The sequence below is a fragment of the Sphingobacterium sp. Ag1 genome (assembly GCF_000988325.1).
GTDB lineage: Bacteria > Bacteroidota > Bacteroidia > Sphingobacteriales > Sphingobacteriaceae > Sphingobacterium.
The window spans coordinates 349,542-363,540 of the sequence record NZ_LBGU01000043.1 but is presented as its reverse complement, the minus strand read 5'-3'; the positions used below and the strand labels follow the sequence as shown (position 1 = coordinate 363,540).

Here is a 13,999-nt window from a genome sequence, read left to right as displayed (position 1 = left end):
CTCGTCGTGGCCATGGCCGTTTCCGCCCCTCACTATTCCATTGCACTGTTGGGATGCAATTCATGAAAACAGCACAGTGAGAGCCCTTGCGAGGAAAGCGTCCGAAAAAAAAATTTCAAACGAAGCCATTTAAGGGTTGTTCTTTTTGAAAAAAGAACTTATGGCACATTTAGAAGTAAAACCTAGAAACGGAGCGCCCAAGTGGCTATGGATCCTGCTTTCATTGATTGCATTGGCATTGGTACTGTATTTTGTGAACCGCTACAACAGCGACGACAGGCTACCTGAATCTACGCCCGACACAAGCATCAATAGTACCGCACCGCAACGGGATACCCTTTAAATCACTGTCAAACATACGAATTGATAACTCAAAAAACTTGAAGACATGGCATTAGAAGAAAAAAACTATAATCATTTGATTGAACTCGGTGGAAGCGATTTTGAAATTGTCGATGGCGAACCTGATATCCGCGGCTGGAAAGTAAAAAATGAGGCCGGTCAGCTGATCGGCAGGGTCGATGATCTGCTCTTTGATCCTGAAAGCCAACAGGTCCGTTATATCATTGTTGATCTCAATGATGCCGAATTTGTTGTGGAAGACGATAAGAAAGTATTGGTGCCGATAGGCCTTGCGTCGCTCTACGACGGCACAAAGATTCAGGCGAGCAATGATGAAGCCTACCCCACCCCGCCCGTCGAACCCATCAATCATAGCGTGATCTTTACTGTAGATGAAATTCCTACGGAAGAACCCGCCACCGATTATTTGTATAATCCTGCCGATGATGGTGAAGTCGTGGTCATCTCCATTAGCGAAGATCAGGCTATCCGACTGCCGGCTTACCAACCTGATCAGCTCGATCCGGAGACGGAACTAAGCGTCCGGCATGTGTTTGAAGGAACCGGTGATGTGGGGTTTATCGTGAGCGCCAACAATTATGATCCAGCCGAATTTTACCAGCATTATCACTTTAGTGAAGATACGTTTTACAGCCGGGGACAGCAGACCGAAACTCTTCCTTCGGATCAGACGCAGCGTACGCGAAGGGTAGCTGCGCGCTATGACCAAAACAGGGGACATGAACCCGGCACAATCGATAACAACGAACTGTAGACAACAGTCCTATAAACAAGACTATCGAAGATAAAACGCATACTGAACGAAGCAATCAGGCTTAGCTATTCAAGCTAAGCCTGATTATTGTCCGAAAAATGGCAAATTTCTTTCCGCAAACAGCAACCAGTAATCGACATGTATCTTTCCTGAACGTATTTGGTAAAATATCATGTGAGAAATACCCCTTTAGCCTGTATTTTATAACCAATAGTACCACATAAACTACCTAAATTCGCTTGCCTGCGCCTAAAACTGCATTAAAATTGCATGTTCTTCCATGACATCAATATAAATCGGTTATGAAAACAAGCTATAAAATCGTCATTGAAAAGAACAGACAGACCATCCGGAAGTATTATGAAAAATATAGCTGGTATAAGCTAGACCGCGAAGAGCTGACACAGGAGCTGCTTATCCGGGGTGGCTTTCTCGCCATTCTGACCTGGCTGCTGTGGTAAGCTAATCCCATTCGAGCAGGGATTTTACTGCATATTATCCAAACTATTTGCTGTCGGGTGTTGTCCTCAATGGAAACTTAAATCGAAAAACACCTTGAACAGATTTACACGAATTGCTTTAAAAACAATACTGTGGATTATTGGCGGCATCATTGCGCTTTTTATGCTGATCCTTTTTCTATTGCGCCTGCCCAGTATACAGAATTATATCGCCGGAAAAGTAACGCACTATGTAGAAGGCAAGATCGGCACGCCCGTTAGCATTGGCTACATCAATATTGATTTCCCAAAAAAATTGGTCCTCGAAAACATCTACCTCGAAGACCAAAGTAAGGATACCCTGGTTGCGGGAAAAAGCATTGCCGTCGATATCAATATGCTCAAGCTATTGAAAAATACGGTAGAGATCCAAAGCCTAGAAGCCCATGGAATTACCGCCAAAATACGACGTACTCTTCCCGACAGCGCCTTCAACTTTGATTATATCGTTAAGGCCTTTGCTTCTGAAAAAGAAAGTGAACCTACTGCTGACACCACTTCTGCCCTGCTGTTTAACCTCGATAAAATACAGTTTGAAAAAATACATGTGGTTTATGCCGATGCTGTGATCGGTACCAGTGCCGACGTCTATCTTGGTCGTTTAAATACGAACATAAAGAAATTTGACCTGACCAAAAACATGGCCTTTGAGCTACCTAAAATCAACATCGACGGACTAAATGCCACGGTCAAGCAGTGGAAGCCCGCCATAGAAGGCGCAGGCCCATCGGTAGAAGATTTTGGTATCACCGATAAAACGGCACAGACGACTTCGCTCCTTCCTGACGTGGGTATACAGGTGGCCGACCTCAATAATATTTTGGTCCGCTACGAGGACCAGTCCAGTGCACTGAAGTCGCAATTTGTCCTAAAAAAATTCCATGCCGACATCAATAAGATCGATCTGAACAAACAGGTTGTCGACATCAATAAGCTCGATCTCGACGGCTCGGACAACAATGTCCTGCTCGGAAAAATTCAACAGACTACTGCCAAGGCGACAAAAATCAACGCAACGACAGCGAACACAGCAGCAGTGGATGCGGCAACAACCAACGCAAAAAACAAGGAAGCAAAAACTGAGAAATCAAACACCCAGGGAGAAAAGAATGACACTGCAAAAACAGATACCAGTTCGGCCACAAAAATGAATTGGGTCGTCTCAGCCAAAGACATCATCATCAACAATACCAGTATCCGTTTTAAAGACGACAATCAGCCGCGCATCAAAGGCTTCGATTATTTTAATATCCACATGCCCGGTCTTAAAACCAGGTTAACCGATCTGTACTACAGCGCCGACTCCATGAGCGGATCCTTGAAAGAACTCGTGGCAGCCGACCACTCCGGCTTTGTCATCAAGCAATTAAAGGTCGATTTCAATTATACCAATACCGGTGCCGAAATCAAAAATCTCTATGCGGAAACACCACGCACGCTGATTCGCGATTACGTTAAGCTAAGTTATCCTTCCCTGGATATCATCGCTAAAAGACCAGAACTGATCACGGTCAATGCCAACATCACAAAAAGCCATATTGATATGCGCGATATCCGATTTCTAGCGCCCTTCCTGGACACCATGCAGGTGATGAAGCCCCTATTGGACAAGAAATTTTATATCGACACCCGCGTGGCCGGCCGTGTCGATGATCTGCATATTCCAAATATCGATTTCAGGACACTTTCCAATACCCGATTGATTGCCAGCCTGCATCTGAAAGGACTACCCGATATGAATAAATTGTCGGTAGACCTCAACCTGAAAAAACTGACGACCGGCCGTTCGGATATCGAAAAACTGGTTTCCAAGTCGATGTTACCCCAGGGCATCGAGCTACCCAACGCCATCGGTCTGAGCGGAACTTTTAAAGGTGGAATGACTGCCTTCAAGACCAACCTCGCATTGGTAACCGAAAAAGGCACAGCCAAAGTCGATGGAACGGTCCAAATGACCAAGCGCGATACCCTATACGATGCGGCAGTCAACGTTCGTGACCTCAATATCGGTCAAATCATGAAAATGGACAGTACCCTGGGCATCCTTTCTTTCGAAGGAAAAATCAAAGGCAAGGGTACCAATCCTAAAAAACTGATGGCCAATTTTGACGGTAAAGTGAACCGGCTGGATGCGATGGGCTACCGCTACCATGATATCGACATGGATATATCGGCCGATAAAGGTGCGATGAAGGCATCCATTCTAAGTCCCGATCCGAATATCAACCTTAAGCTGAATGCCAGCGCCAATATGAAATCGACTTATCCCAAGGTATCATTCGAACTACTGGTCGATAGCATCAACCTGCAAAAGTTACACCTGATGCAGGATGCGCTCAGCTACCGGGGTAAACTGAGCGGTAACTTCAGCACGGCAGATCCGAACTTTTTGAATGGTGAAGCGCATATTACCAATTCGTTTATCCGATATAACTCCGATCGTTACGCACTGGATACTGTCTCACTCTTGGCCAAGGCCGATACCAGCCGCAATCAGTTGGTGCTGCGTTCTGATTTTCTGAATGCCCACCTGGTTGGCAAATACAAAATTCTGGAGCTGCAAAGTGCCGTCCAAGATTTGCTTCAGGTTTATTACAAACCCGAAAAGCCGGTAAAGATTCCGGCCTACTCACCGCAGGTGATCGAATTTTCGGCACAGCTGACCCGCAATAGACTGATTCAGGATTTTCTGCCACAGCTGACAGAAATGAAAGCTATTACCCTGGACGGTTTCTTCAATAGTACCTCCAAAAATCTCTCGGCCAAACTGGATGCTCCACGCATTGTGTATGCGGGTACAGCGGTTGACAATGTGACCCTGGATATCAACAGTCTGGATAGCGCCCTCTATTATTCGGCCTTAATCAACAAAGTTAAAATGAGCAGCATTGAGCTGACCAATACGGTTTTCAGTGGTAAGGTTGCTCAGAACATCGTCAACATAGGGCTTTGGATCAAAGATAAGCAGGATAAAGAACAGTACCACCTGGGTGCCAACATGGAGGCCAAAAATGGCCTATTTGAATTCAGCCTGCTGCAGGACGGCCTCATGCTCAACTACGATAAGTGGGATGTGGCGCCCAACAACACCTTAAAATTTGGCAGCGCAGGACTGCTGGCCAACAATTTTGTCCTCAGCAACAAGGGACAGGAACTGCGCATCGCTTCGAAGGACAGCATCCTGAACTCACCGCTTGATGTGGCGTTTAAAAACTTCCGCATCGAGACCCTGAGCAAGATGGTCATGAGTGACAGCCTGGATGTTGGCGGCGGCATCAACGGACAAACCACGCTCTCCCGCTTGGAAAGCAGTCCTGTTTTTGTTGCCGCTCTTGTCGTCGACAAGTTTTACTTTGGAAAAGATACCGTGGGCAATATCAATATCAAAGTCAATAATGAACGCGAAAACACCTACAATGCCAACGTAAGCATTACCGAAAACGGAAATAACCTCGTCCTGAGCGGAGACTTTATCAATCCACCGCAAGGCGATGCAGCGCTTGACTTCACCCTGGATATTGCGCCACTGACGATGAAGACCGTACAGGCCTTCAGCATGGGCAACCTCAAAGACGCAAAGGGCAACCTCGAAGGTCAGCTAAAAATAAATGGGTCTCCTTCGAAACCACAGATCAGGGGCGACCTCAATTTCAGGGAAGCCGAATTTAATGTAGCCATGCTCAATGCCCTGTTCAAAGCAAAAGACGAACAGATCCGTTTTGACCAAAATGGAATATCGTTCCGCAAATTTGAACTCGAAGATAGCAAAGGTAATCGGGCGCAGGTGAGCGGTGCCGTCCATACACAGACCTACACCGCCTTTGATTTTGACCTCGATATTGCGATGGACAATTTTGAAGTACTCAATTCCACACAGGCCGATAACGACTTGTTTTATGGAAAAATGTTTCTGGGTACCGATCTGCATGTAGGCGGTAATCTGGACAAGCCTGTTGTGGACGGTACCATCAAAGTACTCGACAGTACCGATTTTACAATGGTAATGCCCAACAATGATCCCGGTATGGCCGATCGGAAAGGTGTGGTCGAATTTGTGGACAAACGTGATACGGCCACCGCAAATGCCCTTGCCCGATTAGATTCCATGACCGTCACCAAACTGACGGGCATAGATGTCGACCTGAACCTGCAGACCGATAAGGATGCCAAGTTTAAGATTCTGCTTGATGCAGGCTCGCAGGATGCCCTAAACATTCAGGGCGAGGCCGAATTAAATGCCGGCGTAGATGCCAGCGGTAAAATAACTATGTCGGGCACTTTTACCGTGGAGCGGGGAAGTTATTCGTTCAGTTTTGGACCCGTCAGCAGAGACTTCAAATTTCAGAAAGGAAGTACAATTACCTGGAATGGCGATCCATTGGACGCGCAGTTAAATATTACGGCAGTATATACCTTAAAAGCCCCTACGCTAGAACTGGTAGCGCCACAGCTTGGAACACAGAACGCTAACCTATATAAGCAAAAGATACCTTTTGACGTGTTGCTGAAAATTTCAGACCAACTGTTTCAGCCACAGCTCAATTTTGATATCGACCTGAATGCCAACAATGCCATCGTATCGCAGGATGTGATCAGTAAGGTAGACAATGCCCTGGCGACCTTACGCGATAATCCTTCCGACCTCAATAAACAAGTCTTTTCCCTGATAGTGCTGGGGCGTTTTATGTCGGCCAATCCATTTGAAAGCCTTTCTGGTGGCGGTGGTACAGAAGCACTGGTACGCAATAGCGTCAGTTCGTTTTTGAGTTCGCAGCTCAACCGCCTGGCCTCCGATTTAATTACGGGAGTTGAACTTGATTTCAACCTGACCTCAGCAGACGATTACAGCACCGGAACTGCCCAGACGCGTACCGACCTGAACATCGGTGTGTCCAAAATGCTGCTCAACGACCGCCTGAAAGTAAATATCGGATCTAACTTTGAAGTAGAGGGAAATTCACGCCCTGGTGAGGCGGCCAATAATATTGCCGGTGATATACAGCTGGATTATCAGCTTTCCCAAGATGGGCGCTACTTTGCGCGATTCTACCGCAAAAACCAATACCAGGTCACTTTGCAGGGACAGTTTGTTGAAACGGGTATCGGTTTTATCATTACCATGGATTACAACCGATTTAAGGAAATCTTTATGCGCTCCAAAAAACTCAAGGAATATTACAATACAGGCAGCAAGAAGTTTAGGAGACGTTTTGATGTCGAGCGTATGGAACAGGATTCGGCTTATCGGGACAGCGTCCGCACCGTCATCCGCGACAGCCTGATGCTCCATAGCCCCGAATACCGCAAACGCATGGAAGAACAGGAAAAAGAACAGCAGCGCCGCCAGCAGGTGGACAGCACAGCAAACAGCGCAGGGAAAAAGAGTACGCCGAAACAGTTAGACACGATCAAAACCACAGCAATTAAAAATGAAGACGAAGAAAGGGCTTACCATGCAAATTAAACTACAGGGGCTGATTGGCCTATTTATAATAAGCGGCATCATTGCGGCCTGTTCGTCGACCAAAAACCTACCCGAAGGCGAGAGCCTGTATGTGAAGGGGAATGTGAACATCGCATCCGATACCATTTCGAAGAAAAACAAGGAAAAGCTGGCGATCTACCTGGCCGAATCGCTGCGGCCCAAACCCAACAAGCGGGTGCTGGGCATGCCCTATAAGCTATATTTTAACAATATGGCTGGCGATACCGCCAACAGCAACTTTATAAAACGTTTCCTCAAAAAAATTGGTGAGGAACCCGTACTGCTGAGCGATGTAAACCGGGAGTACAATGAAAATCTGCTGCGCAACCGACTGGAGAATATCGGATTTTTCAATGCCGAAGTAACCTCTGATACCACCGTTGAAAATAAAAAAGCAACGGTAGACTATACCGCCAAGCCCAATCTGATCTACCGCATTAAATCGGTCACCTTTGATGTGGACAGCACGACCCAACTCGGCCGGGATATCCGCGAAACTTCCGGACAGAGCCTGCTACAGGTCAACAAAAACTATAGTCTTGATGTGGTGCTCAACGAAAGGGACCGGATAGACAATGTCCTTAAAAATAAGGGCTACTATTATTTTAGCCCCGACTATATCCTGGTGCAGGTCGATAGCACCATCGGCAACCATAAGGTGAATCTGTATGTCACGGTAAAAAAAGAAGCTCCTGAGCAGGCCCGGGTACCGTCCAAAATCAACAAGATTTATATCTACCCCAACTATACGGAGACCGGGGCAGGCTACCAGCGGTCGGCCCGGAATGCCGAGCCCTTTGATAGCAGTTATTACTTTATCGATCCAAAACACAGCTTTCGCAAACCTGTTATTGCCAACCACATCTTTTTCAAGCAGGGCGACCTCTACAACCGCGATGCCCACAACCGGACCATCAGCCATTTGGTAAACCTGAACAGCTGGAAATTTGTCAAAAATAACTTTGTGGACAGCAAGGAAGTGCCCAACGCGCTGGATGTGTACTATTATCTCACGCCCTTGCCCAAGAAATCCATCCGGGTAGAGCTGCTGGGTAAGATGGCTTCCGTCTACAACGGTACGGAAGTTAATGTTAACTGGACCCTGCGGAATGCTTTTAAAGGAGCCGAAAAGCTCAATATCAATGTATTTGGCGGCTACGAACTGCAGACGGGAGGCAATGCCGATCTTAACTCCAGCTATTTCCGATACGGTACCGAGGCCACCTTAACCTTTCCGAGGATATTGACGCCATTTGGTACCATCAATCCTTCGCGCCAATTTATTCCGAACACCTATATCAAGGCACGCTATGAATTTTTAAACCGGCGAAAAGCCTATACCCTCAATTCCATGGCGCTGAGCTACGGTTATACCTGGCAAGAGAACGAAGAGAAACAGCATGATCTGGCGTTGATGGAAATCACCTATGTACAGCCGAGAGGCATTTCGGAAAGCTATAAAATGCAGATGGATACCATTCCGGCGCTGCGGCATGTAATCGATCCCCAATTTACGATTGGGCCCAATTATAATTTCACCTTTCAGAATACCATGAAAAAGCATCTGCAGAATACCTTTTATTTTAAGGGCAATCTGGACCTGTCGGGCAATATTCTGGGACTGATCAAAGGAGCAGATTTTAACAAGGGGAAAACGTTTAAACTCTTTGACGCCTACTTCTCACAGTATATCAAAGCCAGTGTTGACGGCAGGCATTATTTCAAACTCAGCGAAAATTCACAACTAGCTTCCCGGGTGAGTATCGGGATGAGCTACTCGTACGGCAATTCGCGTTCCCTCCCCTACTTGAAGCAATATTATGTGGGTGGTCCGAATAGCATCCGTGCCTTTGGCGCGCGGGCAATTGGGCCGGGTACGGTGGCACCCGAGCGCCTTGGAAATGGACTGTTTTATGCTGATCAGACGGGCGATATCAAGCTGGAGCTGAATACCGAGTACCGAGCCAAAATAGCGGGTCCCGTCCATTGGGCTGCCTTTATTGATGCCGGTAATGTGTGGTTACAACGCGAGGATGAGAATAAGCCCGGAGGCAAATTCAGCAAGGATTTCCTCAAGGAGCTTGCCGTGGGCGGTGGCCTGGGGCTACGCTTTGACTTTACCTTTCTGATCCTGCGTACCGACTTTTCTATTCCATTCCGCATTCCTTATTTACCAGAAGGCGAGCGCTGGGTACTGAAAGATATCAACTTTGGAAGTTCAAGATGGCGGAAAGACAATCTGATGTTTAATCTTGCGATCGGTTATCCATTTTAGTCGATTTGAGCAGAATGCATGATACAATTAAACAGCTATTTCTCTTATGATCAATGAAAACTTATTGGGAATTATTGCCGGGATTCTGACCTCCATTTCGATGTTGCCGCAGCTGATCAAGGTATTGAAAGAAAAGAATGTGGATGACCTTTCTCCTGTTATGCTGTTAACGTTAATCATAGGGCTTTCCCTATGGGTATGGTACGGCGTAATGAAAAGTGAGGCGCCCATTATCTATTCAAACAGCTTTGCTGTTCTCGTAAACCTGTGTCTCCTGGGCAGCTATCTGATTTACAGAAAAAAGGCATAAAAAAAGGCGGATAGCATTGCTACTATCCGCCTTTACCCTGAAAACACTATTCTACAAACCGTTCAACCAGCTATTCACCTCATCTTGTGTCTTACCTGTTTTCTTTTGAAGTTTACCCACCAACTCATCTTCTTTGCCTTCTGCATATAGTAAATCATCATCTGTAAGGTCTGCATATTGCTGTTTAACCTTACCTTTAATTTCGTTCCAACGACCTTTCCAAGTTAATTCGCTCATAATAATTTCCTTTCGTTTTTTATAGATATAACAGCCTGCAGCTGGAATCGTTTAAAAAAAAATGTTATCAAATGTTAAAAATAGTCGCGACAATTTTACGTTGTTTTATCAATGGTGTTTTCCTCGGAATCAAGTGGTGCCGGTGGTATTTCATCCACATTTCGCTCGATTTCCTGCGTCTCCACATGCACCGCGAATTCTGAAGGTTCAATCGGTATTTCCATTTCCGTCGCATACTCCCGTGTGAAAATAGCGCCAAAATAAAGGATTGCCGCGGTATAGTATACCCACAGCAGGATAAGCACAAAGGAACCCGCCGCACCGTAGGTATCCTGCGTGGCCGAACGTTCTAAATAGATGCCGATCAGGTAACGACCGATAACAAATAATATAGCCGTGAATAGCGCGCCCGCCCGAACAGTTTTCCATTGAATATTGACATCGGGCAAGGTTTTAAAGATCACGCTAAAGAGGACGACGATAACCACAAAGGAGATGACAAAATTGATCAGGTTCATCAGCACGACCGTTATTTCCGGAAAGTACCGCTGCAGCTGACCTGTCAAGGCCAAGATTATCCCATTAACAATCAAGGTGACCACCAACAGGAAGCCCAGTCCAATAACGAGCGAGGAGGATAGCAGTCGGTCCTGAATCAGTTTTAACCAGCCCTTTTTTGGTTTTGGGCGCACATGCCATATTTTATTGATGGAGTTTTGCATATCGCCGAAAACCGTAGTTGCCCCGATAATCAGGGTCACCAAGCTGATCACCAACGCCATATTGGATTTTCCCGACAGCTGGAGGTTCTGGATGACCTCTTCAATCTGTTTGGCGGCACTATTGCCCACCAAACCGTTCAATTCGGCAAAAACCTTTCCCTGAATGGCTTCGGCACCATAAAATATACCGGCTAGTGCGATCATCAATACCAATATGGGACCAATGGAAAAAACCGTATAATACGATAATGAAGCACTATATTTCATGGAGTCTTCATTAATAAATCCCGATACTGTATTTTTCAGTATTGTCCAATAGGTCTGTAGTCTGCTTTTCTTTTCCTTTTTTACATCCATTGCTCTCGTGCTTTTTTTAGTCTTTACTGTTCTAGATCTGTATTGTTTTCTAAGAAAGAAACTATTAGAAAGGCAGAACGTTTGTTTTTTTAAGAAAATAAAGTCTACATTATACATTTTCCGCTTGGGCAGGAGTCTAGCTTATGCGTACAAATTGGAATTAAGTCTGCTTAAAATCAAGCAGTAAGCCGCTACAAATTATCATAAAAGAAATAAAGACAAACTAATGATTAATCTTCCTTGTTCCTCTTAAAAACAGCATTTAAGATTAAAACAGCATAAAGATTAAAAATAGTATAACGAAAAGATGAAAAGTAATCAGAACGACCCCAATATTTTAAATGACCTTATTAAAATCAATAATGACCGCATCGAAGGATACAAGCTGGCGGTTGATCTGGCCAACGAGCAGGGTGAAGGTGCCCGGGAGGCTGTTTTTAACCAGCTCGCTGCGCAGTCTGAAAAATTTATTACTGAACTCAGTCCGCTGGTTGAGTTTGCCGGTCAATACGCCACGGACCGGACGAAACTGAGCGGCGAGCTTTTCCGGCTGTGGATGGTGATCAAATCCAAATTATCGGGCGGCAATATGCAGTCTTTGTTGGAGCAATGTGAGCGGGGTGAGGTGGCTTTCCGTGAAGTTTATGAAAAAGCGCTAGCGGAGGAAAACAAGCTATCCGTTGGGGCCAAAAACCTGATCCAAATACAGATCAGCCAGCAGCGCGAAGCCCATGAAAATATTAAAATCCTGTGTAACGGCAGCAAGTAGAATGTGAATACACAAATTTAAGCTAATGACATCCTGAAATTTTGAAAATTTTAATTTTCAGTGGTCTTCTTGCAAATATAGTATATAAAGCTTATTACCAGCTTCGCGTTGCGGCCAATATGTAAAAACCCTGCAAGCACAGTGAAAGCACTATTAAAAGGTGGACTCAACGTGGACTCACTGTGCACTCACCACGCTTGCAGGTCGAATCAGATAGCCGTCCGTTCACAAGCTGCCCCCTAGTACAACAACTTACAGCCGAACGACATTTTTGCTATCCCGTTGTTAATAACTACGGTCGATACCATAACGCCGGAATTTCCCTTTGATTGTATTCGCGTCAATCCATTGGTAAAAATATTTGTATTTCCCTTTCTCTCCCCGATTGATTTCAATATCGGGGAGCAGCACATGTTTGTTTGTAATCCCGATCACATGCCTGAGCGACACCACAAAACTACGGTGCACCTGTGCAAAGCCCGACTTGGGCAACCAGGAGACGATATCGCCAAAGGCCTCATTGACCTCGATATAGTTTTTAGCATCCAGCCATATCCAGGTATGCTCGTCCTTAGCTTCCACATAGCGGATTTCATCATAATTCAGTCTTTTCTTGGCTGCACCGCGCTCCCCATAGAAAAAGCAGATATTGTCATCATCGAGATCATTTAGGCCCATTCCTTTGATTCTGTCCTTTACCTTATTGATCGCTGTATAATAACGCTCTCGCTCAAAAGGTTTAAGAAAATAATCCGTCACCTCATAATGGTACATTTTATCGCCAACCTCTCTATTGGTACTGCAAACCACAACCTGCAGATTGGCAATACCCGGATTACAGCGTTTGAGACCCGCAAGCTGCCCCAAAATATCAAGGCCACCCACGATGGGCATTTCAATGTCCAAAAACAGCACATCCAGTTTTAGCGTGCGCAATGCAACCAAGATTTCCTTTGGATTTGTTGTCGTATATGCACATTCAACGCCATCCGTCAAGTCCACATATCCTTTGAGATCATCAACGATATCGGGATCATCGTCAACAATGGCGACCCGGATTTTTCGAAGCCGCCCTTCTTGTTTCAATAGTTTTTTTATCGTATCCATGTTTACGTTTTTATTTCCAAGTTCAAGTAAAATATTCCGTCGTCTACTTTTTTTATCAGGGAAAACGCCTCACCGTATTGCAGGTGAAGTAATTTTGTCATTTGTTCTAAACCTGTTCCGCCCGCCTCAAAGATCCAGCCCGACCTTGCGGACACTTTATTCCTGCAGCTTATCGATACCTTTTCAGTATCACTAAACACATATATCATACTTTCAAATGAATAATCACTGAAATCGCCATGTTTAACCATATTTTTGCAGATGCTCAACAGGACCAGGGGAATGATTGTCTTGCTCCGATCCTGTATTTCCAGCTGCAGTTTGATCTGCTGCTGCCTGTACAACTGAAGTAATTGCTGTAGATAAAAAAGCTCATCGTCCAGTTTCCCCAGGCTATTTTTCTCAAAGTTGAGCTTTCGCATGGCATAAACTTCCAGCGCAAAAAAAAGATCCATTCGGGTTAATATTGCGGGATTCTTCTTTGCCAGGTGAATAAAGCTCTGTGTCAGATTTCCCATAAAATGAACGGCCCAGTTGCGAAAGAGCTGTGCTTTTATACTTTCCTGTGACTGGTACCGTATCCATCCCAAATGCCGAAAAATGCCCGTACTGAGGTTATAAAAAATCTCGGTGGCAAGAATGAGGATTCCTTTGAGAGCAAAAGTGATGTAGAAGGTGAACACATCAATTACAAAGTCGATCGCTTTAAACATCCTGGGATTGCGTAGCACCCGCCGGCTCAGTTCAGTCGGAAATTTATACAGCACCAAGAAAACAGCCACCGCCGTCAGCAGAAAATAGCCGAGCACAATCGTCAAACGTAGCGGGGCGAATCTTCTAAAAAGTATACGGCGTAGCCAGGCACGGTTTACATAACTGATGCCTAACATCAGGGGAGTTACAGCCAAAACGATAAAGATATGCCACCAGCCGAATTTATAGGTATTGACTGCCATGATCCAGGTAAAATAGCCAGTCCAAAAAACAACATGAAAACGACGTGGCAATGGCTTAAAAATCCTTTCTTTGATCATAATTAGTTTAGGTAGCAAGCAAAACAAACTTTTGTTTTTATAAAAAAATTATTTTAAGAGACAATTTATACATTAAACAAGATTTA

The 13,999-nt window shown here is 45.2% G+C and carries 11 protein-coding genes; 7 read left to right on the top strand and 4 right to left on the bottom strand.

What is annotated here, in order from left to right; genetic code table 11:
* Positions 1-160: 160 nt before the first annotated feature.
* The 6 genes from AAW12_RS19120 (at position 161) to AAW12_RS19100 (ending at position 9,687) form a co-directional block, all read left to right on the top strand.
* Positions 161-343, top strand: coding sequence for a hypothetical protein (locus AAW12_RS19120; RefSeq protein ID WP_046675220.1), 183 nt, complete (start codon positions 161-163; stop codon positions 341-343).
* Between the two features lie 45 nt (positions 344-388).
* On the top strand, positions 389-1,117 hold the full coding sequence (locus tag AAW12_RS19115; protein ID WP_046675219.1) for a PRC-barrel domain-containing protein: 729 nt from the start codon (positions 389-391) through the stop codon (positions 1,115-1,117).
* A 302-nt stretch (positions 1,118-1,419) separates the two neighbouring features.
* Complete coding sequence (locus AAW12_RS26330) at positions 1,420-1,578, top strand: hypothetical protein (RefSeq protein WP_156167705.1); 159 nt, start codon at positions 1,420-1,422, stop codon at positions 1,576-1,578.
* Positions 1,579-1,672: 94 nt separating this feature from the next.
* Positions 1,673-7,081 (top strand): translocation/assembly module TamB, encoded by a 5,409-nt coding sequence (locus tag AAW12_RS19110; RefSeq protein WP_046675218.1) that lies wholly within the window; start codon positions 1,673-1,675, stop codon positions 7,079-7,081.
* Positions 7,047-9,377 carry a BamA/TamA family outer membrane protein gene (locus AAW12_RS19105; RefSeq protein WP_046675217.1) on the top strand — a complete coding sequence of 777 codons (2,331 nt, stop codon included), beginning with the start codon at positions 7,047-7,049 and terminating at the stop codon, positions 9,375-9,377. The genes AAW12_RS19110 and AAW12_RS19105 overlap by 35 nt, the downstream gene beginning before the upstream one ends.
* A gap of 46 nt (positions 9,378-9,423) precedes the next feature.
* On the top strand, positions 9,424-9,687 hold the full coding sequence (locus AAW12_RS19100) for a SemiSWEET transporter (RefSeq protein WP_046675216.1): 264 nt from the start codon (positions 9,424-9,426) through the stop codon (positions 9,685-9,687).
* A 51-nt stretch (positions 9,688-9,738) separates the two neighbouring features.
* Here AAW12_RS19100 and AAW12_RS19095 read toward each other — a convergent pair whose 3' ends face one another.
* Both AAW12_RS19095 and AAW12_RS19090 read right to left on the bottom strand, forming a co-directional pair.
* Complete coding sequence (locus AAW12_RS19095) at positions 9,739-9,924, bottom strand: CsbD family protein (protein ID WP_046675215.1); 186 nt, start codon at positions 9,922-9,924, stop codon at positions 9,739-9,741.
* 95 nt (positions 9,925-10,019) lie between these two features.
* Positions 10,020-11,003, bottom strand: a complete 984-nt coding sequence (locus AAW12_RS19090; protein WP_046675548.1) for a YihY/virulence factor BrkB family protein — start codon at positions 11,001-11,003, stop codon at positions 10,020-10,022.
* A gap of 307 nt (positions 11,004-11,310) precedes the next feature.
* Here AAW12_RS19090 and AAW12_RS19085 point away from each other — a divergent pair, with 307 nt between their 5' ends.
* Complete coding sequence (locus AAW12_RS19085; protein WP_046675214.1) at positions 11,311-11,772, top strand: PA2169 family four-helix-bundle protein; 462 nt, start codon at positions 11,311-11,313, stop codon at positions 11,770-11,772.
* A gap of 285 nt (positions 11,773-12,057) precedes the next feature.
* Here the strand turns inward: AAW12_RS19085 and AAW12_RS19080 are convergent, their stop codons facing one another.
* Together AAW12_RS19080 and AAW12_RS19075 are read right to left on the bottom strand one after the other, a co-directional pair.
* Positions 12,058-12,879, bottom strand: coding sequence for a LytR/AlgR family response regulator transcription factor (locus tag AAW12_RS19080; RefSeq protein WP_046675213.1), 822 nt, complete (start codon positions 12,877-12,879; stop codon positions 12,058-12,060).
* Positions 12,880-12,881: 2 nt separating this feature from the next.
* Positions 12,882-13,913, bottom strand: a complete 1,032-nt coding sequence (locus AAW12_RS19075) for a hypothetical protein (protein ID WP_046675212.1) — start codon at positions 13,911-13,913, stop codon at positions 12,882-12,884.
* Between the last annotated feature and the right edge of the window lie 86 nt (positions 13,914-13,999).

Coding starts and splice junctions, on each gene's coding strand:
- AAW12_RS19120 (WP_046675220.1), top strand. CDS start 161: ATGGCACATTTAGAAGTAAAACCTAGAAACGGAGCGCCCAAGTGGCTA.
- AAW12_RS19115 (WP_046675219.1), top strand. CDS start 389: ATGGCATTAGAAGAAAAAAACTATAATCATTTGATTGAACTCGGTGGA.
- AAW12_RS26330 (WP_156167705.1), top strand. CDS start 1,420: ATGAAAACAAGCTATAAAATCGTCATTGAAAAGAACAGACAGACCATC.
- AAW12_RS19105 (WP_046675217.1), top strand. CDS start 7,047: ATGAAGACGAAGAAAGGGCTTACCATGCAAATTAAACTACAGGGGCTG.
- AAW12_RS19100 (WP_046675216.1), top strand. CDS start 9,424: ATGATCAATGAAAACTTATTGGGAATTATTGCCGGGATTCTGACCTCC.
- AAW12_RS19095 (WP_046675215.1), bottom strand. CDS start 9,924: ATGAGCGAATTAACTTGGAAAGGTCGTTGGAACGAAATTAAAGGTAAG.
- AAW12_RS19090 (WP_046675548.1), bottom strand. CDS start 11,003: ATGGATGTAAAAAAGGAAAAGAAAAGCAGACTACAGACCTATTGGACA.
- AAW12_RS19085 (WP_046675214.1), top strand. CDS start 11,311: ATGAAAAGTAATCAGAACGACCCCAATATTTTAAATGACCTTATTAAA.
- AAW12_RS19080 (WP_046675213.1), bottom strand. CDS start 12,879: ATGGATACGATAAAAAAACTATTGAAACAAGAAGGGCGGCTTCGAAAA.
- AAW12_RS19075 (WP_046675212.1), bottom strand. CDS start 13,913: ATGATCAAAGAAAGGATTTTTAAGCCATTGCCACGTCGTTTTCATGTT.